General features: G+C 69.8%; 20 protein-coding genes. 12 read left to right on the top strand and 8 right to left on the bottom strand.

Annotated features, from left to right (window positions below; all coding sequences use genetic code 11):
* Positions 1 to 22: 22 nt before the first annotated feature.
* Positions 23 to 277 carry a hypothetical protein gene (locus RS82_RS09795; RefSeq protein ID WP_045298856.1) on the bottom strand — a complete coding sequence of 85 codons (255 nt, stop codon included), beginning with the start codon at positions 275 to 277 and terminating at the stop codon, positions 23 to 25.
* A 43-nt stretch (positions 278 to 320) separates the two neighbouring features.
* On the opposite strand from RS82_RS09795, the gene RS82_RS09790 reads away from it, so the two are divergent.
* The 11 genes from RS82_RS09790 (at position 321) to RS82_RS09740 (ending at position 12384) form a co-directional block, all read left to right on the top strand.
* Positions 321 to 764: a MarR family winged helix-turn-helix transcriptional regulator gene (locus tag RS82_RS09790; protein ID WP_045298854.1), complete on the top strand. Its 444-nt coding sequence runs from the start codon at positions 321 to 323 to the stop codon at positions 762 to 764.
* 82 nt (positions 765 to 846) lie between these two features.
* Positions 847 to 3798: an excinuclease ABC subunit UvrA gene (gene uvrA / locus RS82_RS09785; RefSeq protein WP_396653199.1), complete on the top strand. Its 2952-nt coding sequence runs from the start codon at positions 847 to 849 to the stop codon at positions 3796 to 3798.
* A 5-nt stretch (positions 3799 to 3803) separates the two neighbouring features.
* The gene (gene uvrC / locus RS82_RS09780) at positions 3804 to 5735 is read left to right on the top strand and encodes an excinuclease ABC subunit UvrC (RefSeq protein WP_045298852.1); all 1932 of its coding nucleotides are present in this window, start codon (positions 3804 to 3806) and stop codon (positions 5733 to 5735) included.
* A 31-nt stretch (positions 5736 to 5766) separates the two neighbouring features.
* Positions 5767 to 6678 (top strand): RNase adapter RapZ, encoded by a 912-nt coding sequence (gene rapZ / locus RS82_RS09775; RefSeq protein ID WP_425411884.1) that lies wholly within the window; start codon positions 5767 to 5769, stop codon positions 6676 to 6678.
* Between the two features lie 69 nt (positions 6679 to 6747).
* Positions 6748 to 7725 carry a DNA-binding protein WhiA gene (gene whiA / locus RS82_RS09770; protein WP_045298850.1) on the top strand — a complete coding sequence of 326 codons (978 nt, stop codon included), beginning with the start codon at positions 6748 to 6750 and terminating at the stop codon, positions 7723 to 7725.
* A 211-nt stretch (positions 7726 to 7936) separates the two neighbouring features.
* Positions 7937 to 8563 (top strand): superoxide dismutase, encoded by a 627-nt coding sequence (locus RS82_RS09765; RefSeq protein WP_045298848.1) that lies wholly within the window; start codon positions 7937 to 7939, stop codon positions 8561 to 8563.
* Between the two features lie 103 nt (positions 8564 to 8666).
* A complete protein-coding gene (gap, locus tag RS82_RS09760) occupies positions 8667 to 9671 on the top strand; it encodes a type I glyceraldehyde-3-phosphate dehydrogenase (RefSeq protein WP_045298846.1) in 1005 nt (334 codons plus the stop codon).
* A 5-nt stretch (positions 9672 to 9676) separates the two neighbouring features.
* Entirely contained in the window at positions 9677 to 10891 is a 1215-nt protein-coding gene (locus RS82_RS09755) for a phosphoglycerate kinase (RefSeq protein ID WP_045298843.1), read from the top strand.
* Positions 10882 to 11673: a triose-phosphate isomerase gene (gene tpiA / locus RS82_RS09750; RefSeq protein ID WP_045298841.1), complete on the top strand. Its 792-nt coding sequence runs from the start codon at positions 10882 to 10884 to the stop codon at positions 11671 to 11673. The genes RS82_RS09755 and tpiA overlap by 10 nt, the downstream gene beginning before the upstream one ends.
* A gap of 106 nt (positions 11674 to 11779) precedes the next feature.
* Complete coding sequence (secG, locus tag RS82_RS09745; protein WP_045298839.1) at positions 11780 to 12028, top strand: preprotein translocase subunit SecG; 249 nt, start codon at positions 11780 to 11782, stop codon at positions 12026 to 12028.
* A complete protein-coding gene (locus RS82_RS09740) occupies positions 12028 to 12384 on the top strand; it encodes an RNA polymerase-binding protein RbpA (protein WP_045298837.1) in 357 nt (118 codons plus the stop codon). The genes secG and RS82_RS09740 overlap by 1 nt, the downstream gene beginning before the upstream one ends.
* An 84-nt stretch (positions 12385 to 12468) precedes the next feature.
* Here RS82_RS09740 and pgl read toward each other — a convergent pair whose 3' ends face one another.
* From pgl to tkt, 6 genes are read right to left on the bottom strand one after another with little or no spacing between them, the layout of a single operon-like run.
* Positions 12469 to 13248: a 6-phosphogluconolactonase gene (pgl, locus tag RS82_RS09735; RefSeq protein ID WP_045298835.1), complete on the bottom strand. Its 780-nt coding sequence runs from the start codon at positions 13246 to 13248 to the stop codon at positions 12469 to 12471.
* Positions 13249 to 13284: 36 nt separating this feature from the next.
* Positions 13285 to 14241, bottom strand: coding sequence for a glucose-6-phosphate dehydrogenase assembly protein OpcA (locus RS82_RS09730; protein ID WP_045298833.1), 957 nt, complete (start codon positions 14239 to 14241; stop codon positions 13285 to 13287).
* The gene (gene zwf / locus RS82_RS09725) at positions 14238 to 15788 is read right to left on the bottom strand and encodes a glucose-6-phosphate dehydrogenase (protein ID WP_045298831.1); all 1551 of its coding nucleotides are present in this window, start codon (positions 15786 to 15788) and stop codon (positions 14238 to 14240) included. Before zwf ends, RS82_RS09730 begins: the two co-directional genes overlap by 4 nt.
* A 15-nt stretch (positions 15789 to 15803) precedes the next feature.
* Positions 15804 to 17426 carry a glucose-6-phosphate isomerase gene (locus RS82_RS09720; protein ID WP_045298829.1) on the bottom strand — a complete coding sequence of 541 codons (1623 nt, stop codon included), beginning with the start codon at positions 17424 to 17426 and terminating at the stop codon, positions 15804 to 15806.
* Positions 17423 to 18544, bottom strand: coding sequence for a transaldolase (tal, locus tag RS82_RS09715; RefSeq protein ID WP_045298827.1), 1122 nt, complete (start codon positions 18542 to 18544; stop codon positions 17423 to 17425). The genes RS82_RS09720 and tal overlap by 4 nt, the downstream gene beginning before the upstream one ends.
* A gap of 18 nt (positions 18545 to 18562) precedes the next feature.
* Entirely contained in the window at positions 18563 to 20683 is a 2121-nt protein-coding gene (gene tkt, locus RS82_RS09710) for a transketolase (protein ID WP_045298825.1), read from the bottom strand.
* 354 nt (positions 20684 to 21037) lie between these two features.
* Here tkt and RS82_RS09705 point away from each other — a divergent pair, with 354 nt between their 5' ends.
* The gene (locus RS82_RS09705) at positions 21038 to 21979 is read left to right on the top strand and encodes a heme o synthase (protein ID WP_045298823.1); all 942 of its coding nucleotides are present in this window, start codon (positions 21038 to 21040) and stop codon (positions 21977 to 21979) included.
* 64 nt (positions 21980 to 22043) lie between these two features.
* On the opposite strand, the gene RS82_RS09700 is transcribed toward RS82_RS09705, so the two are convergent.
* Positions 22044 to 22463 carry a hypothetical protein gene (locus RS82_RS09700; protein WP_045298821.1) on the bottom strand — a complete coding sequence of 140 codons (420 nt, stop codon included), beginning with the start codon at positions 22461 to 22463 and terminating at the stop codon, positions 22044 to 22046.
* Between the last annotated feature and the right edge of the window lie 36 nt (positions 22464 to 22499).

Here is a 22499-nt window from a genome sequence, read left to right as displayed (position 1 = left end):
GTGGCTCGAAGACCGCCCAGGACTACGGGCAGTGCATGAGGGGCTTCGGCCCCGAGCGGTCGAACGTGTGCTGCGAGATCGGCGCGCCGCAGAGCGGGCACGCGCGCTCGGCCCGTTCCGCCTGACTCGGCGGGGGAGTCGTCTCGTAGGGGCCGACGGCGGCGGGGCCGGCGACACGGATGAGATTCGTGTTCAGGAACGCGTACCAGCCGCCCGCTTCGCGCACGCGCTCGCGGAGCGGACGGCGGTCGGGGGTGGGGGCATCCGTGTCTGGCATGTTCCTTAGTGTACTAACGATTAGTGGGCGATAGGATCATCGGGTGACGAATGCCGAACTCAGCCCCGACGACCTGCTCAAGCTCGACAACCAGGTCTGCTTCGCGCTCGTGACCGCGGCGCGCAACGTCGTCGGGCTGTACCGGCCGATCCTCGAGCCGCTCGGCCTCACGCACCCGCAGTACCTCGTGATGCTCGCGCTGTGGGAGCGGTCGCCCCGCTCGCTGCGCGAGCTCGCCGCCGAGCTCGCGCTGGAGCCCGCGACGCTGTCGCCCCTCGTGAAGCGCCTCGAGGCGCAGGACCTCGTCACCCGTTCGCGTCGCGACGACGACGAGCGGGTGCTCGACGTCCGCCTCACGGAGGCCGGCCGGCGTCTTCGCGCCCAGGCGCTGGAGGTCCCCGGCAAGGTGATGGCGAGCGTCGGGACGGATGCCGCGGCGCTCCTGGCGCTCCGGGACGCGCTGCAGCCCTTCGCCGGCGCCCGCTGATCCGGGGCCCGCGGTACCGCCCCTTCGCCTACGGCGAACAGCTCCCAGCCCTCGTGTCGGAGGCCCCACCTAGACTTGTCGGGTGCCCATCGTCCCTGTCGCCCTGCCCGCGAACATGCCCGGAAACTCCGTCGGCGGTGCCGGCGGAAAGCTCAGCGTCCGCGGTGCCCGCGTGCACAACCTCAAGGATGTCGATCTCGACATCCCGCGCGATTCGCTCGTCGTCTTCACCGGCCTGTCGGGCTCGGGCAAGTCGAGTCTGGCGTTCGACACGATCTTCGCCGAGGGCCAGCGCCGCTACGTCGAGTCGCTGAGCGCTTACGCCCGGCAGTTCCTGGGGCAGGTCGACAGGCCCGACGTCGACTTCATCGAGGGCCTGAGTCCCGCTGTGTCGATCGACCAGAAATCCACGAACCGCAACCCGCGGTCGACGGTCGGCACGATCACCGAGATCCACGACTACATGCGTCTGCTGTGGGCGCGGATCGGCGTGCCCCACTGTCCCGAGTGCGGGGCCGTCATCCAGCGCCAGACGGTGCAGCAGATCGCCGACCAGCTCATTGAGCTGCCCGAGCGCACCCGCTACCAGATCGTCGCCCCCGTCGTCACACAGAAGAAGGGCGAGTTCGTCGACCTCTTCAAGGAGCTCGGCGCGAAGGGCTACGCCCGGGCCATCGTCGACGGCGAGCTGATCCAGCTCGCCGAGCCGCCGGCGCTCAAGAAGAGCTACAAGCACGACATCGCGGTCGTGGTCGACCGTCTCGTCGCGGCTCCCGGCATCCTGGACCGCGTCACCGACTCCGTCGAGACCGCGCTGTCGCTCGCGGGCGGCGTCGTGCAGGTCAACTTCGTCGATGAGGAGGGGGATGCCGCGTGGCAGTCCTTCTCCGAGAAGCTCGCGTGCCCGAACGGCCACCCGCTGCAGCTCACCGAGATCGAGCCGCGCACGTTCTCGTTCAACGCGCCGTTCGGCGCGTGCCCCGCGTGCTCGGGTCTCGGCACGCGCATGTCGGTCGACGTCGAGCTCATGCTGGGCGACGAAGACCTGTCGATCCGCGAGGGCGTCCTCATCCCGTGGACGACCCAGGGCAAGGGACTCTTCCAGTACTACGAGCGCCTGCTCGAAGGACTCGCGAACGATCTCGCCTTCTCGCTCGACACGCCCTGGAAGAGGCTTCCGTCCGAGGTCCGCGAGGCCGTGCTGCGCGGTGAGAACTACAAGGTCACCGTGCGGTGGAAGAACCGCTACGGCCGCGAGATGCGCTACTCGTCGGGCTTCGAGGGCGTCGTTCCCTACATCGAGCGGCAGTACACGCAGGCCGAGTCCGACACGCAGCGTCAGCGCTGGGCGGAGTACCTCCGCGAGGTGCCGTGCCCCGTGTGCGACGGCGCCCGGCTCAAGCCCGAGGTGCTGGCCGTGCAGGTGCACGGGCATTCCATCGCGGATGCCTCGCGCCTGAGCCTGGGCGAGGCGCGGGAGTACTTCGCCAAGCTCACGCTCACCGACCGCGAGGCGACGATCGCCGCGCAGGTGCTGCGCGAGATCCGCCTCCGGCTGGACTTCCTCATCCGCGTCGGCCTCGACTACCTGAGCCTGAGCCGCGCCGCAGCGACGCTCTCCGGCGGCGAGGCGCAGCGCATCCGGCTCGCGACTCAGATCGGCTCCGGCCTGACCGGCGTGCTGTACGTGCTCGACGAGCCGTCGATCGGCCTCCACCAGCGTGACAACCGCCGTCTCATCGAGACCCTCGTGGCGCTGCGCGACCTCGGCAACACCCTCATCGTGGTCGAGCACGACGAAGAGACGATCCACGCCGCCGACTGGGTGGTCGACATCGGCCCCGGCGCCGGCGTCAACGGCGGCGAGGTCGTGCACTCCGGCCCGATCGGCGAGCTGCTGGCCGACCCGGATTCGATCACCGGCGACTACCTGTCGGGCCGGCGCTCCATCCCCACCCCGAAGAAGCGCCGCAAGATCGACAAGAAGCGTCAGGTGACGGTCGTCGGCGCGCGCGAGAACAACCTCAAGAACGTGACGGCCGACTTCCCGCTCGGTGTGCTCACCGCGGTCACGGGAGTCAGCGGCTCGGGCAAGTCCTCGCTGGTCAACGGCATCCTCTACCAGGTCCTCGCGACGCGTCTCAACGGCGCCCGCCGGGTCGCCGGCAAGCACACGCGCGTGACCGGGCTCGACAACCTCGACAAGGTCGTGCACGTCGACCAGGCGCCGATCGGCCGCACGCCGCGGTCGAACCCGGCGACCTACACCGGGGTGTTCGACCGCATCCGGACGCTGTTCAGTGAGACGCCCGAGGCCAAGGTGCGCGGCTACCAGCCGGGCCGGTTCAGCTTCAACGTCAAGGGTGGCCGCTGCGAGGCCTGCTCGGGCGACGGCACGATCAAGATCGAGATGAACTTCCTGCCCGACGTGTACGTCGACTGCGAGGTCTGCCATGGCAAGCGGTACAACCGCGACACCCTCGCGGTGCACTACAAGGGCAAGAACATCGCCGAGGTGCTCGAGATGCCGATCGCCGAGGCAGCCGAGTTCTTCGAGCCGATCCAGGCCATCCACCGCTACCTGAAGACGCTCGTTGACGTCGGTCTCGGCTACGTGCGGCTCGGCCAGTCCGCCACGACGCTGTCGGGCGGCGAGGCGCAGCGCGTGAAGCTCGCCACCGAGCTGCAGCGGCGCACGAACGGCCGGTCGATCTACGTGCTCGACGAGCCGACGACGGGTCTGCACTTCGAAGACGTGCGCAAGCTCCTCGAAGTGCTCAACGGGCTCGTCGACAAGGGCAACACCGTCATCGTCATCGAGCACAACCTCGACGTCATCAAATCCTCCGACTGGGTGATCGACCTCGGTCCCGAGGGCGGATCCGGGGGCGGCCAGATCATCGCGACGGGCACGCCCGAGCAGGTCGCGCGCGCCGAGGGCAGCCACACCGGCGCGTTCCTCGCCGAGGTGCTGGGGCTCCGCGCCCCGACGCACGCGGTCACCGAGCTCGTCGAGGCCCGCAAGGCCGGCTGAGCGGCATGGCGCGCTCTGCTCCCACCGTCCCGTACAAGCCGAAGCCGGGCGAGATCCCGACGAATCCCGGGGTCTACCGCTTCCGAGACCGCGACGGGCGCGTGCTGTACGTCGGCAAGGCGAAGAACCTCCGCGCCCGCCTGTCGAACTACTTCGCGCCGCTGCACACGCTCCACGAGCGCACGCGGCGGATGGTGACGACCGCCGCGTCCGTCGAGTGGACGGTCGTCGCGACCGACGTCGACTCGCTGCAGCTCGAGTACCAGTGGATCAAGGAGTTCGATCCGCCGTTCAACGTCCGCTACAAGGACGACAAGTCGTACCCGTTCATGGCGATCACGCTCGCCGACGAGGCACCGCGCGTCATCGTGACGCGCAACCGCCGCATCCCGGGGGCCAAGTACTTCGGCCCGTACCCGAAGGTGTGGGCGGTCCACGACACGATCGATCTGATGATCCGGGTGTTCCCGATCCGCACCTGCAGCGACGCGTCGTACAAGAAGGCGATGGCGACCGGGCGCCCGTGCTTCCCGGGGCAGATCGGGCGCTGCGGCGGGCCGTGCTCGATGAAGGTCACCGTCGAGGAGCACCGGGCGATCGTCGACGACTTCATCGCGTTCATGTCAGGCGGCGATCAACGGTTCACCAGGGAGCTCACCGCGCGCATGCGCGAGGCGTCCGCCGCGATGGACTACGAGGCGGCCGCCGTGTACCGTGACCGGCTGCAGTCGATCGACGCCGTGCTGAACCGCAGCGCGCTCGTGCTCGCCGCCGACACCGACGCCGATCTTTTCGGCATCGCCGAGGACGAGCTGGCCGCCACGGTGCAGCACTTCGTGATCCGCGGCGGCCGCGTGCGCGGCGTGCGCGCGACGACGATCGAGAAAGAGCTCGACATCACCGGTGGCGAACTCGTCGACCAGGTGCTGCAGCGGACGTACGGAAACGCCGCTGGCGCCGACATCCCGAAGCAGGTGCTGGTGCCGACGATGCCCGACGACGCCGCCGACCTCGAGGAGTGGCTTCGCGGGCGCCGTGGCAAGGCCGTGACGATCCAGATCGCACAGCGTGGCCGCAAGGCCGACCTCATGCGCACCGCCACGCTCAACGCGCAGCAGGCGCTGATGCTCCACAAGACCCGCCGCACCAGCGACTACGTCGCCCGCAGCCAGGCGCTCACCGACCTGCAGGAGGCGCTCGACCTCGTCGAGGCGCCGCTGCGCATCGAGTGCTTCGACGTCTCGCACCTGAGCGGCACGAACGTCGTCGCGTCGATGGTCGTCTTCGAGGACGGCCTGCCCCGCAAAGACCAGTACCGCTCGTTCGGCGTCGCCGAGACCACCGACGACACCGACTCGCTCTACCAGGTGCTCACGCGCCGGCTCGCGTACCTCGATCGTCCGGAAGAGAACGAGCCGGGTGCCTCGGCCGACCCGACCGCGGACGGCGAGGTGGTGACCGAGCGGCGTCGCCCGCGCTTCGCGTACCGGCCGCAGCTGCTGGTCGTCGACGGCGGCAAGCCCCAGGTCGAGGCCGCGGCGCGGGCGCTGCGCGATGCCGGCCACGAGGAGATCGCGCTGTGCGGCATCGCCAAGCGCCTCGAGGAGGTGTGGCTGCCGGGGGAGGAGTACCCCGTCATCCTGCCCCGCACGTCGGAGGCGCTGTACCTGCTGCAGCGGCTGCGCGACGAGGCCCACCGCTTCGCGATCACGCATCAGCGCAAGCGCCGCCGCCGCGACATCCAGAGTGTGCTGGCGGAGGTGCCGGGCCTCGGCGACGCGCGGATCAAGGCGCTGCTGCGCCACTTCGGGTCGGTGTCGGCGCTGAAGAAGGCGACGCCGGAGGAGATCGCCGAGCTTCCGGGGGTCGGTCCGAAGCTCGCGTCGGCCATCCACGCCCACCTCGCCCAGCCGGTCGCTCTCTCCGACGCGTCATAGCGCCCGTCGCGCCGCCGAGCGGAGGTCCGGTATGACTAGGCTTGTCGGGACGGGGGTGGTCATGGGCGAGGCGACGCGTCACGACGTCGGAGAAGTGCTGATCGTCACGGGGATGTCGGGCGCCGGACGGTCCACCGCGGCGAACGCACTGGAGGATCTCGACTGGTACGTCGTCGACAATCTGCCGCCGCAGATGCTCAAGCCGCTGCTCGAGCTCACCGAGCTCGCCGGCGGCGTGCTGCCGCGGGTCGCCGTCGTGGTCGACGTGCGCGGGCGCGACCTCTTCTCGGACCTGCCCGACGCGATGCGCTCGCTCCGGGAGCGCCGCCAGATCCGGCTGCTGTTCCTGGATGCCTCGGACGAGGTGCTCGTGCGGCGCTTCGAGGCCGTGAGGCGCCCGCATCCGCTGCAGGGCGACGGCACGATCCTCGACGGCATCCGTCGCGAGCGCGGCCGCCTCGCGGCGGTCCGCGAGAGCGCCGACGTCATCATCGACACGTCGTCGTACAACATCCACCAGCTGGCCACCAAGGTCGCCGACCTCTTCAGCGAAGCAGGCGCCGCGCGCCATACGGTGACGCTCCAGAGCTTCGGCTTCAAGTACGGGCTGCCGCCGGACGCCGACATCGTGGCGGACATGCGGTTCCTTCCGAACCCGTTCTGGGACGAGCGGCTGCGCCCGTTCACGGGGGAGGACGAGGAGGTCCGCGAATACGTCCTCGGCCAGGAGGGCGCACAGGAATTCCTCGACGCGTACAGCGCGGCACTGCGTCCCGTGCTCGAGGGGTACCAGCGGGAGAACAAGAGCCACTCGGTCGTCGCGATCGGCTGCACCGGCGGGAAGCACCGCTCCGTCGTGATGGTGCGCGAGCTCGCGCAGCGTCTCGCGAGCGTGCCCGGCGTCGCCGTCCGTGTGACGCACCGCGATCTCGGACGCGAGTGACGAGCCCGCCCGGCCGGAGCGGCCGGGTAGGCTTGACGGTCGTTCCCGCAAGACCCATGAAGGAGACCCGTGTCGCTGACCGCTGACGTGAAGGCCGAGCTGATCACCGTGCGAGATCCGCGCCCAACGGCACGGGTGGCCGAGCTCACGTCGCTGCTGCGATTCTCGGGAGGCCTGCACTCGATCGCCAACCGCGTCGCGGTCGAGGCCGAGCTGGACTCCGACGTGCTCGCGCGCCGCACCGCCCGCGATCTCGTCGAGCTCTACGGGGTGCGGCCGGAGCTCGTCCACGTGCAGGGCTCGGGAGCCCGGTCGGGCAGCCATTACGCGGTTCGCGTGATCGAAGGCGGCGAGACGCTGGCCCGTCAGACGGGCCTCCTCGACCAGCGACGACGTCCCGTCCGCGGACTCCCCAACAAGCTCACCACCGGATCGCGTGGCGACCTCGCCGCCATCTGGCGCGGGGCGTTCCTCGCCGCCGGCACCCTCAGCGACCCTGGCCGCTCGGCTGCGCTCGAGATCACCTGCCCCTCGTCCGAGGCCGCGATGGCGCTCGTCGGCGCCGCACACCGCCTCGGCATCGCCGGCAAGGCGCGCGAGGTGCGCGGCATCCCGCGCGTCGTCGTGCGCGAGGGCGAGGCGATCCGCGCCGCCCTGGCCGCGATGGGCGCCGTGCGCGCCGCCGCGGAGTGGGACCAGATGCGTCAGCGCCGCGAGGTGCGCGCCGGCGTCAACCGGCTCGTGAACTTCGACGACGCCAACCTGCGCCGTTCGGCGCAGGCCGCCGTCGCCGCCTGCGCGCGCGTCGAGCGTGCGCTGGAGATCCTGGGCGATGAGGTGCCCGACCACCTCCGTCAGGCGGGCGACCTCCGTCTCGCGCACCGCGACGCGAGTCTCGACGAGCTCGGCCACCACGCCGACCCGCCGCTCACCAAGGACGCCGTCGCCGGCCGCATCCGCCGGCTCCTCGCGATGGCCGACAAGAAGGCCGAAGCCGAGGGCCTCCCGGGGACCGAGGCGGCGGTCCCCGCCGGCATGGAGGACTGAGATCCCTCACGGATGCTGCGGGCCGCAGCTGGGCCCACGCGTCCGAGGCTCGGCCCAGCGCGAAGCGATGCGTGGAGGGTCGTGGGGGCCGTGCTTCCACACGTCACAGTCGGAAGCAACCCCGCCGCGGGAGCGTTGCCGCTCAGTAGGATGAATCCGTCACCCTCGCTGCGCCGGGGACTTCGGCGCGCGCCGACAGGAAGAAGAGAACATGGCGAAGTACACCTTGCCCGACCTCCCTTACGACTACGCCGCACTCGAGCCGCACATCAGCGGCAAGATCATGGAGCTTCACCACAGCAAGCACCACCAGGCGTACGTGACCGGCGCGAACACCGCGCTGGAGCAGCTGGCCGAGGCGCGCGAGTCCGGCAACCTCGCGAACGTGAACAAGCTCGAGAAGGACCTTGCGTTCCACCTCGGCGGTCACGTGAACCACTCGATCTTCTGGACCAACCTCTCGCCCGAGGGCGGCGGTGAGCCCGAGGGCGAGCTGAAGGCCGCCATCGACGAGTTCTTCGGCGGCTTCGACAAGTTCCAGGCGCACTTCACCGCCGTGGCCAACGGGATCCAGGGCTCAGGCTGGGCCGTCCTCAGCTGGGACCCGATCGGCGAGCAGCTCATCATCCAGCAGCTGTTCGACCAGCAGGGCAACACCGCGCAGGGCACGATCCCGATCTTCCAGCTCGACATGTGGGAGCACGCCTTCTACCTCGACTACCTCAACGTGAAGGCCGACTACGTCAAGGCCGTCTGGAACATCGCGAACTGGCAGAACGTCGCGCAGCGCCTCGACGCCGCCCGTCAGAAGACCTCTGGCCTGCTGGTACTGTCCTAGTTAGCGCGGCCGTCCCGGCGGGACAGCCCGCCGGGACGCCGTTGTCCTCGTTCGCATCGCAACAACCGCGCATTCGCGCACGACACATCTCAGGAGAAACTCCGTGACTGTCAAGATCGGCATCAACGGCTTCGGCCGAATCGGACGCAACTACCTCCGCGCGGCTCTCGCGCAGGGCGCGGACCTCGACATCGTGGCGGTGAACGACCTCACCGACAACAAGACGCTGGCGCACCTGCTCAAGTACGACTCGATCCTCGGACGCCTGGACCAGGAGGTCTCGTACACCGAGGACTCGATCACGGTCGGTGACAAGACCATCAAAGTCTTCGAGGAGCGCGACCCGGCCAACCTGCCCTGGGGCGAGCTCGGCGTCGACATCGTCATCGAGTCGACCGGCCGCTTCACCAAGGCCGTCGACGCCGCGAAGCACATCGCGGGCGGCGCCAAGAAGGTCCTCATCTCGGCTCCCGCCTCCGGCGAGGACGGCACGTTCGTCATCGGTGCGAACGAGGAGACCTACGACCCCGAGACGCAGCACATCATCTCGAACGCCTCGTGCACCACGAACTGCCTCGCGCCGCTCGCGAAGGTGCTCAACGACGAGTTCGGCATCGTCAAGGGCCTCATGACGACGGTCCACGCCTACACGGCCGACCAGAACCTCCAGGACGGCCCGCACAGCGACCTGCGTCGCGCCCGCGCCGCCGCGCTGAACATCGTCCCGACCTCGACCGGTGCCGCCAAGGCCATCGGCCTGGTGCTGCCGGAGCTCAAGGGCAAGCTCGACGGCTTCGCGCTGCGCGTGCCCGTTCCCACCGGCTCGGCGACCGACCTCACGGTCGAGCTCGAGCGCGACGTGACGGTCGACGAGATCAAGGCCGCCTACAAGGCTGCCGCCGAGGGGCCCCTCAAGGGCATCCTCAAGTACACCGAGGACGAGATCGTCTCGAGCGACATCGTCACCGACGACCACTCCTGCATCTTCGACGCCGGCCTGACCCGCGTCATCGGCAACCAGGTCAAGGTCGTCGGCTGGTACGACAACGAGTGGGGCTACTCCAACCGTCTCGTCGACCTCACCGAGATCGTCGCCTCGAAGCTCTGATCCCCATGGCTCTGCGCACCCTCAGCACGCTGGGTTCGCTGGCCGGCAAGCGTGTCATCGTCCGTGCTGACCTCAACGTCCCCCTCAAGGACGCGGTCATCACGGACGATGGCCGTGTACGGGCCACGCTCCCCACGCTCAACGCCCTGATCAACCAGGGCGCCCGCGTCATCGTCTGCTCGCACCTCGGCCGCCCCGACGGCGCTCCCGACCCGAAGTACAGCCTCGAGCCGGTCGCCCAGCGCCTCTCGGAGCTCCTCGGCAAGCCCGTCGCGTTCGCGCGCGACACGGTGGGGGAGTCGGCCCGAGAAGCGGTCGCAGCCCTCGAGGACGGCGACGTCGCGATCATCGAGAACCTCCGCTTCAACCCGGGCGAGACCGCCAAGGACGACGCGACCCGTCGCGCGTTCGCGGAGGAGCTCGCCACGCTCGGCGACGTCCTCGTCTCCGACGGGTTCGGCGTCGTGCACCGCAAGCAGGCGTCGGTCTACGACCTCGCCGAGATCCTGCCGTCGGCAGCCGGGTTCCTCATCGAGAAGGAGGTCGACGTCCTCGACCGCCTGACCGAGAACCCCGAGCGGCCGTACACGGTCGTGCTGGGCGGCTCGAAGGTCAGCGACAAGCTGGGCGTCATCGACCACCTGCTGCCGCGCGTCGACCGTCTGCTCATCGGCGGCGGCATGCTGTTCACCTTCCTCGCGGCGCAGGGGCACAAGGTCGGCTCGAGCCTCCTCGAGGCCGACCAGCTCGACACCGTGCGCGAGTACATGCGGCGCGCCGAGGATTCGGGCGTCGAGCTCGTGCTGCCCACTGACGTCGTCGTGGCCTCGAAGTTCGGCGCCGACGCGGAGCACGTGGTGACGAGCGCCGACGGCATCGAGGACACGGCGTTCGGGGCCTCGGGCCTCGGGCTCGACATCGGTCCCGACACCGCCGAGCGCTTCGCAGCCGTCGTACGCGACTCGAAGACGGTGTTCTGGAACGGCCCGATGGGCGTGTTCGAGCTCGCGCCGTTCGCCGCGGGCACCAAGGCAGTGGCGCAGGCTCTCACCGAGGTCGACGGTCTGTCGGTCGTCGGCGGCGGCGACTCCGCCGCGGCGGTCCGCCAGCTCGGGTTCGCCGACGACGCCTTCGGTCACATCTCGACCGGCGGCGGCGCCAGCCTCGAGTTCCTCGAGGGCAAGAAGCTCCCCGGACTGGAGGTCCTCGGATGGCAGTAGCAGGCCGCACCCCGCTCATCGCGGGCAACTGGAAGATGAACCTCGACCACCTGCAGGCGGTCGCGTTCGTGCAGAAGCTGCACTGGACCCTGAAGGACGCCAAACATGAGGACGGATCGGTAGAGGTCGCGGTGTTCCCGCCCTTCACCGACCTGCGCACCGTGCAGACGCTGCTCGACGCCGACAAGATCCCGTTCGCCCTCGGCGCGCAGGACCTGTCGGCGCACGACTCGGGCGCGTACACCGGCGAGATCTCGGGCGCGTTCCTGGCCAAGCTCGACGCGAAGTACGTCATCATCGGGCACTCCGAGCGTCGGCAGTATCACGAGGAGACGGACGAGATCGTCGGCTCGAAGGTGAAGGCCGCGCTCAAGCACGGCCTCGTGCCCGTGATCTGCGTCGGCGAGACCAGCGAGGACCTGGAGAAGTTCGGCGCGAGCGCCGTGCCGGTCAGCCAGCTGTCGGTCGCCCTCGAAGGGCTGAAGGCGGACGCCGACATCGTCGTCGCCTACGAGCCCGTCTGGGCGATCGGCTCGGGCCAGGCCGCGACGCCGGAGCAGGCGCAGGACGTGTGCGCCAAGCTCCGCGAGGTCATCGGCGAGAAGCTCGGCGCGGACGCGGCGGCACGCACGCGTGTGCTCTACGGCGGGTCGGTGAAGTCCGCGAACATCGCGAGCTTCATGCGCGAACCCGACGTGGACGGCGCCCTGGTCGGCGGTGCGAGCCTCGTCGTCGACGAGTTCGCCGCGATCATCCGCTATCAGAAGCACGTCGGGGTCTGACCCCGCGACCGGCGGGCGGTGAGGATTCCTCACCGCCCGCCGGCCTACACGTATACTTGACCCTTGTGCGATCGGCGAACGATCGCAGCGAAAGGCTTCAACGACTGTGCAGATCCTCGAGTTCGTCCTGCAGGTGCTTCTCGGCATCACGAGTCTCCTGCTGACCCTCCTCATCCTGCTCCATAAGGGGCGCGGTGGCGGCCTGTCCGACATGTTCGGCGGCGGCATGACCTCGGCGCTCGGCTCCTCGGGCCTGGCCGAGCGCAACCTCAACCGATTCACGGTGGTCCTCGCCCTGGTGTGGTTCGCCTCGATCGTCGCGCTCGGCCTGATCACGAAGTTCCAGGCCCTCTGATGGCCACCGGAGGCAACGCGATCCGCGGCACCCGCGTCGGTGCCGGACCGATGGGCGAGCAGGACCACGGCTTCCACGCCGAGCGTGTCGCCGTCTCCTACTGGGACGCCCTCGGCAACGAGACCGTGCGATACTTCGCGGCGGGCATCCCCGAGGAAGAGATCCCCGACACGATCGACTCGCCGCACTCCGGCCTGCCGGCCGGCCGCGACAAGGAGAATCCTCCCGCCGTCGCGAAGGCCGAGCCGTACAAGACGCACCTCGCTTACGTCAAGGAGCGCCGCACCGAGGAAGAGGCCGAGACCCTCCTCGACGACGCGCTGAAGCAGCTGCGCGAGCGCCGCGGCCAGGACTGAGTCCCCGTACAGACATACGAGAAGAGCGGATGCCGAGGCATCCGCTCTTCTCGTATGTTCGGGGGGTCCGTCCGCGGAGCCGCGTCAATACTCCCGGTCGATCAGGTCCGGCGGCACCTGTGCGGCGGCCGCCTGATCGACGAAGAACGTCGTGCGCTTGCGGCCCTTCGCGCCGGCGGCCGGCACGCTCGCGTAGCTCGCCCCCGCGAGGGCGAGGCCGAGGGCGGCCGCCTTGTCGGCGCCCGCCAGCACGAGCCACACCCGCTTCGAGCTGTTGATCACCGGGCGCGTCATGGTGATGCGCTCCGGCGGCGGCTTGGGGGAGTCGCGTACCGCGACCACCGCGCGATCCGTGATCTGGATCTCGGAGCGGTCCGGGAACAGCGACGCGATGTGCCCGTCCGGCCCGACGCCGAGGAAGCACACGTCGAACGACGGCCACGCGCCCTCGGCACCCGGGAAACGCGCGAGCTCCTCGGCGTACGCCGTGGCGGCGTCGTCGAGGCCGGCGCCGTCGTCGCTGCCCAGGGTCGCGTGGATGTTCTCCTCGGGGATCTCGAGACCGTCGAGGAACGCCTCACGGGCCTGGCGATCGTTGCGGTCGGCATGGCCGAGCGGAACGAAGCGCTCGTCGCTCCACCAGAAGTGCACCCGCGACCAGTCGATGCGCGCCGCGCGCGGATTGCGCGCGGCGGCGGCGAGCACGGCCGCACCCATCGAACCGCCGGTGAGCGAGATGTGCGCGAGCTTTCCCTCGTCGATCCGCTTGCTCACCCGACTCAGGAAGCGGGGCGCGACCGACTCGGCCAATGCGGCGGGATCGGAGCTGATGATGACGCGTTTCTCGGCCCAGCCCTCAGGCATCCGTCTGCGTTCCGTTCGTCACCCGCGCACCGCTCATCAGGCCTGCGTCTCCTTCGTCGCCGGGGGGTCGAGCAGCTCCCAACCCTCGGTGATGACTCGACCATACAGGACGTCCGGGTCGAGACGACGAAGCTCCTCCGCGAGGCATTCGCGGAGCGTCCGGCGGGGGAACGCGAGGTCGTGCGTCGGCTGACCGGGCTGCGTGAGGATGGCCACACCGGGCGTCGGGCGCTCGAGGAGCACCTCGCCGCTCGGGCGCACGAGAGCGACCGACTTGATGCCGTGCGGCCACTCTTCGGCGTCGAGGTAGGCCCAGTCGACGGGCACGTCGAGGGTGAGACGCAACCACGCCGCCAGGAGCGCGGTGGAGGGAGAATCGGACGCCCCGCGCACGCGAACGCCCACGACGGGCTCGTACGGCGGCTGGTCGAGGATCGCCGCCAGCTGCTCGCGCCAGCGCGTCAGGCGCGTCCACGCGAGGTCGGTGTCGCCCGGCGCATACTGCTCGCCGAGGTCCGCGACCCAGGCCGACGGGTCGGACTTGGTCGCGGCATCCGTGATCCGGCGCTGCGCGATGCGGCCGATCGACGTCTTCGAGATGTGGTCGGGGGTCCGGTTGGGCCACCACACCACCACGGGGGCGTCGGGGAGCAGGAGACCGGTCACGAGGCTCTCGAGGTTCGAGCGGCCGGCGTCTCCGAACGCGCGCAGCGTGACGACCTCGCTCGCGCCGGCGTCGCCGCCGACACGGATCTGCGCGTCGAGGCGGGACTCGCCGTCGTCGGTGTCCGGGATCATGAGCACGATGACGCGCATCGGGTGCTCGCGCGACGCGTCGTTCGCGGCCTCGATGACCTCTTCGACGGCGCCTTCGCGCGTCAGGATGACGAGCGTCAGCACGCGGCCGAGTGCGACCGCCCCGCCCTCCTCGCGCACGTTGACGAGTGCGCGGGAGATCTTGCTGACGGTGGTGTCGGGAAGGTCGACGATCACGGGCGCCTCCAGGTGCGGCCATCGCGGGCGAGCATCTCGTCCGCGGAATCCGGGCCCCACGACCCGGGCGAGTACTGTTCGAGCGGTCCGCCCTGGGCGTCCCAGAACTTCTCGATCGGGTCGAGGATCTTCCACGACAGCTCGACCTCTTCGTGCCGCGGGAACAGCGGCGGGTCGCCGAGGAGCACGTCGAGGATGAGGCGCTCATAGGCCTCGGGGCTGGCCTCGGTGAACGCGTGGCCGTAGCCGAAGTCCATGGTGACGTCGCGCACCTGGGCGCCGGCACCCGGCACCTTCGAGCCGAAGCGGATCGTGACGCCCTCGTCGGGCTGCACGCGGATCACGAGGGCGTTCTGCCCCTGACCCGAGGTCTGGCTGCGTGAGAACAGCAGCTCGGGGGCGCGCTTGAACACCACGGCGATCTCGGTGACGCGGCGGCCGAGGCGCTTGCCGGTGCGCAGGTAGAACGGCACGCCGGCCCAGCGACGCGTGTTCACCTCGAGCGTGACGGCGGCGTATGTCTCGGTCGTGGACTGCGGGTTCATGCCGTCTTCCTCGAGGAAGCCGAGCACCTTCTCGCCGCCCTGCCATCCGCCCGCGTATTGACCACGGGCGGTGGAACGCGCGAGGTCGGCCGGGAGCGTGACGGCCGCGAGGACCTTCTCCTTCTCGGCGCGGAGGTCCTTCGCGTCGAACGAGATGGGCTCCTCCATCGCGGTGAGCGCCATGAGCTGCAGCAGGTGGTTCTGGATGACGTCGCGTGCGGCGCCGACACCGTCGTAGTACCCGGCACGGCCGCCGACCCCGATGTCTTCCGCCATCGTGATCTGCACGTGGTCGACGTAGTTGCGGTTCCAGATCGGCTCGTACAGCTCGTTCGCGAAGCGCAGCGCCAGGATGTTCTGGACCGTCTCCTTGCCGAGGTAGTGGTCGATGCGGAAGATCGAGTCCGTCGGGAACGCCGAGCGCAGCACGTCGTTGAGAGCGCGTGCCGACTCCTGGTCGTGACCGAACGGCTTCTCGATGACGACGCGGCGCCAGCGGTCGGGCTGGTCGGCCGTGTCGTCCACGAGGCCCGACGCCTTCAGCTGCTCCGCCACGAGCGGGAACGCCTTCGGCGGGATCGAGAGGTAGTACGCGTGGTTGCCCATCGTGCCGCGCTCGGTGTCGAGCTTGTCGACGGTCTCCTTGAGGCGGCGGAAGGCGTCCGGGTCGTCGAACTCGCCCGAGACGAAGCGGATGCCCTGGAGCAGCTGCTGCCATGTCTCGTCGCGGAATTCGGTGCGCGCGTGCTGGCGCACGGCGTCGTAGACGACCTTGGCGAAGTCCTGGTCCTCCCAGTCGCGCCGTGCGAAGCCGACGAGCGCGAAGCCCGGAGGCAGCAGGCCGCGGTTCGCGAGGTCGTAGACGGCGGGCATGAGCTTCTTGCGGGAGAGGTCTCCCGTGACGCCGAAGATGACGAGCGCGCTCGGGCCGGCGATGCGGTTGAGGCGACGGTCTTCGGGGTCGCGCAGCGGGTTGTGCCCGCGCGAGATCTCGACGGTCATGTGGGGATCGAACTCCTACTGTGCCGCTTCGAAGAGCGAGAGCACTTCGATCTGGGGGTCGGTGAGGGTCAGGGTCACGACGGGACGGCCGTGGCCTTCGGCGAGCACGGCCGCGTCGCCCGCGGCCTGCGCCTGGATCAGCTGACCGAAAGTGAACGGCCGGCCGGGGATCTCGAGGTCGACATCGGTGCGCTCGAGGATCTGCACGAACACGCCGTTCGCCGGGCCGCCCTTGTGGTACTGGCCCGTCGAGTGCAGGAACCGGGGGCCCCAGCCGAAGGTGGTCGGGCGAGCGGAGTCCGCGGCCACGAGCTCGCGCAGGCCCGAGAGCTGGCCGAGCTCGAGGCGGTTGACGTAGGCCTGGATCGCGACGTAGCCGTCCTCGGGAAGGCGCGCCCAGAGCGCGTCGAGCACACCCGCGACGGTTCCGGATGCTGCGAGCTCGGGGTCCGAGACGCGCACCTCGACGCCCTCCACGGCGAACGCCGGGGCGGTGGGCTCGGGACGCGCGTCGAGCAGACCTCGGGCCGCGACCTTGGCGGACTCGACGTCGGGCTGGTCGAACGGGTTGATGCCCAGCATCCGTCCCGCGATCGCCGTCGCGTACTCCCACACCACGAACTGCGCGCCCAGCGAGCCGCTCACCAGGATCTCGCCCTCGTGATGCTCGAACAGGTGGAACTTCTTGGCCTCGTCGACGAAGCGCACGATCTGCAGATCGGCGGGCTTCGCCTCGACCTCGGGGGAGACCGGCAGCAGGACGACCGGCAGGATCCCGGTGCCCTCCTTGCCCGTCGACTCGGCCACGAGCTGCTCGATCCAGTCCGGGAGCCCCACGATATGGGTGCCGTCGGTGATGAGGCCGAGCTTGTCCTTGCGGGGCTCGCCACCGGCGATCGCCGCGGCCAGCACGAGTGCCGGGTTGTCGGGGCTGTCGATCGAGACCTCGAGCAGCGACGCCTCGGCCTCGTCGAGGAGCTCCGAGATGTCGGCGCCCGCGAGACCGGCCGGCACGAGCCCGAACGCGGTGAGCGCCGAGTAGCGGCCCCCTACGGTCGGGTCGGCGTTGAACACCGTGTACCCGTCGGCGCGGGCCTCCGCATCCAGCGGCGAGCCCGGGTCGGTGACGACGATGATCCGCTCGGCGGGGTCGATGCCCAGGTCGCGGAACGCGGCCTCGAACGCACGCTTGGCCGAGTCGGTCTCGACGGTCGAGCCCGACTTCGACGACACCACGAGCGCCGTGCGCGTGAGGTCGCCGGCCTGTGCGTCGCCGTCGATCGCGGCGAGCACCTGGCCCGGTGCGGTCGAGTCGAGGATCACCAGCGGCGCCCCAGACGTCTGCGTGATGACCTCAGGCGCGAGCGACGAACCGCCCATGCCTGCGAGCACGAACCGGGTCACGTTGCGGGCGTGCAGACGCTCGCGCAGGGCGAGGATCTCGGGGACGAGCGGACGCGAGACGCTGACGGCCTCGGTCCACCCGAGTCGACGGGATGCCTCATCCTCCGACTCGGGACCCCACAGCGACGAGTCGCCGCCGGTGATCCCCGACGCCACCAGGCTCGCGACGAGCCCGGGAAGCGTCGCGTCGACGACCGACTTGACGTGCCCCGACAGGTGGATGTCGAAGCTCATCGGGTGGCCTGGAGTGCGTCCTCGAGGGCCGCCTTCACGGTGCCCTGCAGATCGTGCCAGGAGGCGATGAACTTGCTGACGCCCTCGTCTTCGAGCACCTGCGTGACGTCGGCGAAGTCGACGCCGGCGGCCGCGAGATCGGCGAACACCTGGTGCGCGGCCTCGTAGGTGCCGGTCACGGTGTCGCCGGCGATCTGGCCGTGGTCGAAGGTCGCCTCGAGGGTCTTCTCCGGCATGGTGTTGACCGTGCCGGGGGCGACGAGCTCGGTGACGTAGAGCGTGTCGGGGAGGTTCGGGTCCTTCACGCCGGTCGATGCCCACAGCGGACGCTGGGCGTGGGCTCCGGCATCCGTCAGCGCCTTCGCGCGGTCGGTGGCGAACTCCTTCTCGTACAGTTCGTACGCGAGGCGCGCGTTCGCGACGCCGGCGAGCGACTTCAGGCCCTCGGCCTCGTCGGTGCCGATCGCGGCGAGGCGCTTGTCGACCTCGGTGTCCACACGCGAGACGAAGAACGACGCGACGGAGTGGATCTGCGAGATGTCGCGGCCGTTGGCCTGCGCCTGCTCGAGGCCCGCGAGGAAGGCCTCGATGACCTCGGCGTAGCGCTCGAGGCTGAAGATCAGCGTGACGTTGACCGAGATGCCCTCGGCGAGCACCGCGGTGATCGCGGGCAGGCCGGCCTTCGTCGCGGGGATCTTGATGTGCACGTTCGGCCGGTCGACCTTCGCCCAGAGCTGCTTGGCCTGCGCGATCGTCGCGTCGGTGTCGTGGGCGAGGTCGGGGGAGACCTCGATCGACACGCGGCCGTCCACGCCGTTCGTGGCGTCGTAGACGGGACGGAAGATGTCGGCCGCGTCGCGCACGTCGTCGGTCGTCGCGGCGAAGATCGCGTCATCCACCGTCGCGCCTGCCTTGGCGAGCTCGGCGATCTGGTCGGCGTACGAGTGGCCGCCGCCGCCGATCGCGCCCTGGAAGATCGTCGGGTTCGTCGTGACGCCCGAGACGTTGCGCGTCGAGATGAGTTCGGTCAGGTTGCCCGACGTGATGCGCTCGCGCGACAGGTCATCGAGCCAGATGCTCACGCCTTCGGCGACCAGCTTCTCAGTGGGGGTGCTCATTCTGCCTTCTCCTCGTGCTTACTTCGCCGTTGCGAGTTCGAGTGCTGCCGTGGCCGCGAGGGACTCGCGGGCGGCCTCGACGACGTGCTCGGCGGTGATGCCGAACTTCTGGAACAGGGTCTTGTAGTCGGCCGACGCACCGAAGTGGTCGATGGCGACGGATCGGCCGGCGTCGCCGACGATGCCGCGCCAGGTGAGCGCGGAGCCGGCCTCGACCGACACGCGCGCCTTGACGGCGGCGGGGAGGACCTTCTCGCGGTAGGCGGCGTCCTGCTCGTCGAACCACTCCAGCGACGGCGCCGACACGACGCGGGCGTTGATGCCCTCGGCGGCGAGGGTCTCGCGGGCGGCGACCGCCAGCTGGACCTCGGAGCCGGTCGCGATGAGGATCACGTCGGGGGTGCCGTTCGGCGCCTCGGCGAGGATGTACGCGCCCTTGGCGACGCCGTCGGTCGACGCGAAGACGTCACCCGATGCCTCGCCCTCGCCGCGTGCGAACACGGGGATGTTCTGGCGGGTCAGCGCGATGCCCGAGGGACCGCCCTGGCGGCGGACGATCTCGAGCCACGCGGCCGAGGTCTCGTTCGCGTCGGCCGGGCGCACCACCGTGAAGTTCGGGATGGCGCGAAGCGTCGCGAGCTGCTCGACCGGCTGGTGGGTGGGGCCGTCCTCGCCCAGTGCGACGGAGTCGTGCGTCCACACGAAGATCGACGGGATGTCCATCAGCGCGGCCAGACGCACCGACGGGCGCATGTAGTCGCTGAAGATGAGGAACGTGCCGCCGAACGGACGTGTGGGACCGTGCAGCTTGATGCCGTTGACGATCGCGCCCATGGCGTGCTCGCGGATGCCGAAGTGCAGCACCCGCCCGTACGGGTCTCCCGACCACTCGTGGGTCGACCACTCGGCGGGGATGAACGACTTCGCGTCCTTGATGGTGGTCAGGTTCGACTCGGCGAGGTCGGCCGAGCCGCCCCACAGCTCCGGCAGCACCGCGGCCAGCGCGTTGATGACCGTGCCCGATGCTGCGCGGGTCGAGACGTCCTTGCCCGCCTCGAACGACGGGAGAGCCGATGCCACGTCCTCGGGCAGATCGCCGGCCTCGAGGCGGTCGAACAGCGCCTTGCGCTCCGGGTTGGCGGCGGCCCAGGCGTCGAACGATTCCTGCCAGACGGCGCGCTCCTCGGCGGCGCGGTCCTTCAGCGCCCGCGTGTGGGCGATGACGTCGTCGGCGACGACGAACGACTGCTCGGGGTCGAAGCCCAGGACCTTCTTCGTCGCGGCGAGCTCGTCGCCGCCGAGCGCCGAGCCGTGGATCTTGCCGGTGTTCTGCTTGCCGGGCGAGGGCCAGCCGATGATGGTGCGCAGGATGATGAGCGACGGCTTGGCGGTCTCGCCCTTCGCGGCCTCGACTGCGCCATAGAGCTCGGCGACGTCCTCGACGTACTGGCCGGTCTTCTTCCAGTCCACGATCTGCACGTGCCAGCCGTAGGACTCGTAGCGCTTGGCGACATCCTCGGTGAAGGCGACGTTGGTGTCGTCCTCGATGGAGATCTGGTTCGAGTCGTAGATCGCGATCAGGTTGCCGAGCTCCTGGTGACCCGCGAGCGAAGACGCCTCCGAGGTGACACCTTCCTGCAGGTCGCCGTCGCCGGCGATCACGTAGATGTGGTGGTCGAACGGCGACTGACCGGCGGGGGCCTCCGGGTCGAACAGGCCGCGCTCGTATCGGGCCGCGTACGCGAAGCCCACCGACGAGGCGAGGCCCTGGCCCAGCGGGCCGGTCGTGATCTCGACGCCCTTGGTGTGGCCGTACTCGGGGTGACCAGGGGTCAGCGACCCCCACGTGCGCAACGCCTTGAGGTCGTCGAGCTCGAGCCCGAATCCGCCCAGATACAGCTGCACGTACTGGGTGAGCGAGGAGTGGCCGGCCGACAGGATGAACCGGTCGCGGCCGACCCAGTGGGTGTCCGTGGGGTCGTGGCGCAGCACCCGCTGGTACAGCAGGTATGCCGCCGGCGCCAGGCTCATGGCAGTGCCGGGGTGGCCGTTGCCGACCTTCTCCACCGCGTCCGCTGCCAGCACGCGCGCGGTGTCCACCGCGCGCCGATCGATTTCATCCCAACGCAGTTCCGACACCAGGCGCCTTTCTCGAGGAGTGTGCGCCCAGAGTGTGGCCGGCTCGCGGCCCTTCCGGACGGAGAAGGGGGAATCGGCGACGGGCGCGCGTGTTTCTCAGCATAGCGAAGGGGCATGCCGCCGAGGCCATGAGAGCTGTGTATGTGACAGAGTCTTGCGAAGCCCGAGGCGTCGCCGGTGACATCCCGGTGTCGTGGGAGTCACGTTCTGCTCACGCTCGCGGCCTGCCCGATGTGATCCGTCACCATCCCCGGCGTCCCGCCCCGCCCAGCACCCGGCGCCGCCGGCGGGCCGGGCGCGACACGCCGATGCCCTAGACTTGGGACGAATCTGCAGGCGGCGATTGCGGGGGCCATGGACAGCACGAAGACGGCCGGGACCGTAGCATCCGTCGACGGCTCCAGCCGGCCTCGTCAGACCTTCGGCCGCACCGTCCGCGCGTACATCGCGCTGATGAAGCCGCGCGTGCTCGAACTGCTCCTGGTGACGACCGTGCCGGTCATGATCCTCGCGCAGGGGGGCTTCCCCGATGTGTGGCTGGTCGTCGCGACCGTCATCGGCGGCACCGCGAGCGCTGGGTCGGCCGCTGCGTTCAACATGTACCTCGACCGCGACATCGACGCGCACATGCAGCGCACGGTGAACCGCCCGCTCGTCACCGGCGAGGTCTCGCCGCGGGGCGCGCTGATCTTCGCGTGGTCGCTCGCGGTGTTCTCGACCGCATGGCTGTGGGTCACCACGAACTGGCTGGCCGCGACCCTGTCTGCCGCCGCCATCTTCTTCTACGTCGTGATCTACACGATGATCCTCAAGCGCCGCACCGAGCAGAACATCGTGTGGGGCGGCATCGCGGGCTGCTTCCCGGTGCTGATCGGCTGGACCGCGGTGACCGGCTCGCTCGCGTGGCCGCCGGTCATCCTGTTCACCCTCGTCTTCCTGTGGACGCCGCCGCACTACTGGCCGCTGTCGATGAAGTACAAGGACCAGTACGAAGAGGTCGACGTGCCGATGCTCGGCGCGACGCGCGCCGGCTCTCAGGTGGGCCTGCAGGTGATCCTGTACGCATGGGCCACCGTCGTGTGCTCGCTCCTGCTCATCCCCGTCGCCGACATGGGTCTCGTCTACACGGTGTCGTCGCTCGTCTTCGGCGGCTGGTTCATCTACGAGTCGCACGTGCTCTACAACCGCGCTGTGCGGGGCACCGAGCCGCGCCCGATGCGCGTCTTCCACGCCTCGATCACGTACCTCACGCTGCTCTTCGTCGCCATCGCGGTCGATCCGCTCCTCCCGTTCTGACCCAGACGCGAGATACGAAGAAGGCCGCCCGGCGAACCGGGCGGCCTTCTTCGTGCGGGGTGGATCAGCGTGCGGCGACGGATGCCTCGGCCTTGGCGTCGACCGGCTCAGCGGTCTCGGCGGGGGCGGCGTCGGTCTGGGCCTCGGCGGCCTGCGGCTCCTCGGCGGCGGTCTCGGCCTCCGAGTTCCAGTCGATGGACTCGACGACCTCGACCGGCGCGTGCGGGCGCAGCGTCGAGACGGCGGCGACGCCGAGCGCGAGCAGGACGCCGATGATGCCGGCGCCGATGAGGATCGAGCCGAGCTGGGCGATCGACTGGCCGACGTACACGTCGACGCCGGTCGCGGAGCCGTCGGTCAGGGTCGTGGTCATCGAGCCGAGCTTGTCGGTGGTGATGTACCAGCCGCCGGCGATCGTCGCCACGGAGACGACGACGAGGCCCCAGAAGGGGATGCTGCGGACGAGACGGGGGCGGGTGGGCATGTGTCGATCACTCCTCGGGATGCGCGACCCGGGTGG

This window comes from Microbacterium trichothecenolyticum, assembly GCF_000956465.1.
Taxonomy (GTDB): Bacteria; Actinomycetota; Actinomycetes; order Actinomycetales; family Microbacteriaceae; genus Microbacterium; species Microbacterium trichothecenolyticum.
This window is presented reverse-complemented; position numbering and strand designations above follow the sequence as displayed.

Bases quoted from the DNA above. Each gene is read 5' to 3' on its own strand.
- RS82_RS09795 (WP_045298856.1), bottom strand. From the start codon at position 277: ATGCCAGACACGGATGCCCCCACCCCCGACCGCCGTCCGCTCCGCGAG.
- uvrC (WP_045298852.1), top strand. From the start codon at position 3,804: ATGGCGCGCTCTGCTCCCACCGTCCCGTACAAGCCGAAGCCGGGCGAG.
- rapZ (WP_425411884.1), top strand. From the start codon at position 5,767: ATGACTAGGCTTGTCGGGACGGGGGTGGTCATGGGCGAGGCGACGCGT.
- RS82_RS09765 (WP_045298848.1), top strand. From the start codon at position 7,937: ATGGCGAAGTACACCTTGCCCGACCTCCCTTACGACTACGCCGCACTC.
- RS82_RS09755 (WP_045298843.1), top strand. From the start codon at position 9,677: ATGGCTCTGCGCACCCTCAGCACGCTGGGTTCGCTGGCCGGCAAGCGT.
- tpiA (WP_045298841.1), top strand. From the start codon at position 10,882: ATGGCAGTAGCAGGCCGCACCCCGCTCATCGCGGGCAACTGGAAGATG.
- RS82_RS09740 (WP_045298837.1), top strand. From the start codon at position 12,028: ATGGCCACCGGAGGCAACGCGATCCGCGGCACCCGCGTCGGTGCCGGA.
- pgl (WP_045298835.1), bottom strand. From the start codon at position 13,248: ATGCCTGAGGGCTGGGCCGAGAAACGCGTCATCATCAGCTCCGATCCC.
- zwf (WP_045298831.1), bottom strand. From the start codon at position 15,788: ATGACCGTCGAGATCTCGCGCGGGCACAACCCGCTGCGCGACCCCGAA.
- RS82_RS09720 (WP_045298829.1), bottom strand. From the start codon at position 17,426: ATGAGCTTCGACATCCACCTGTCGGGGCACGTCAAGTCGGTCGTCGAC.
- tal (WP_045298827.1), bottom strand. From the start codon at position 18,544: ATGAGCACCCCCACTGAGAAGCTGGTCGCCGAAGGCGTGAGCATCTGG.
- RS82_RS09705 (WP_045298823.1), top strand. From the start codon at position 21,038: ATGGACAGCACGAAGACGGCCGGGACCGTAGCATCCGTCGACGGCTCC.
- RS82_RS09700 (WP_045298821.1), bottom strand. From the start codon at position 22,463: ATGCCCACCCGCCCCCGTCTCGTCCGCAGCATCCCCTTCTGGGGCCTC.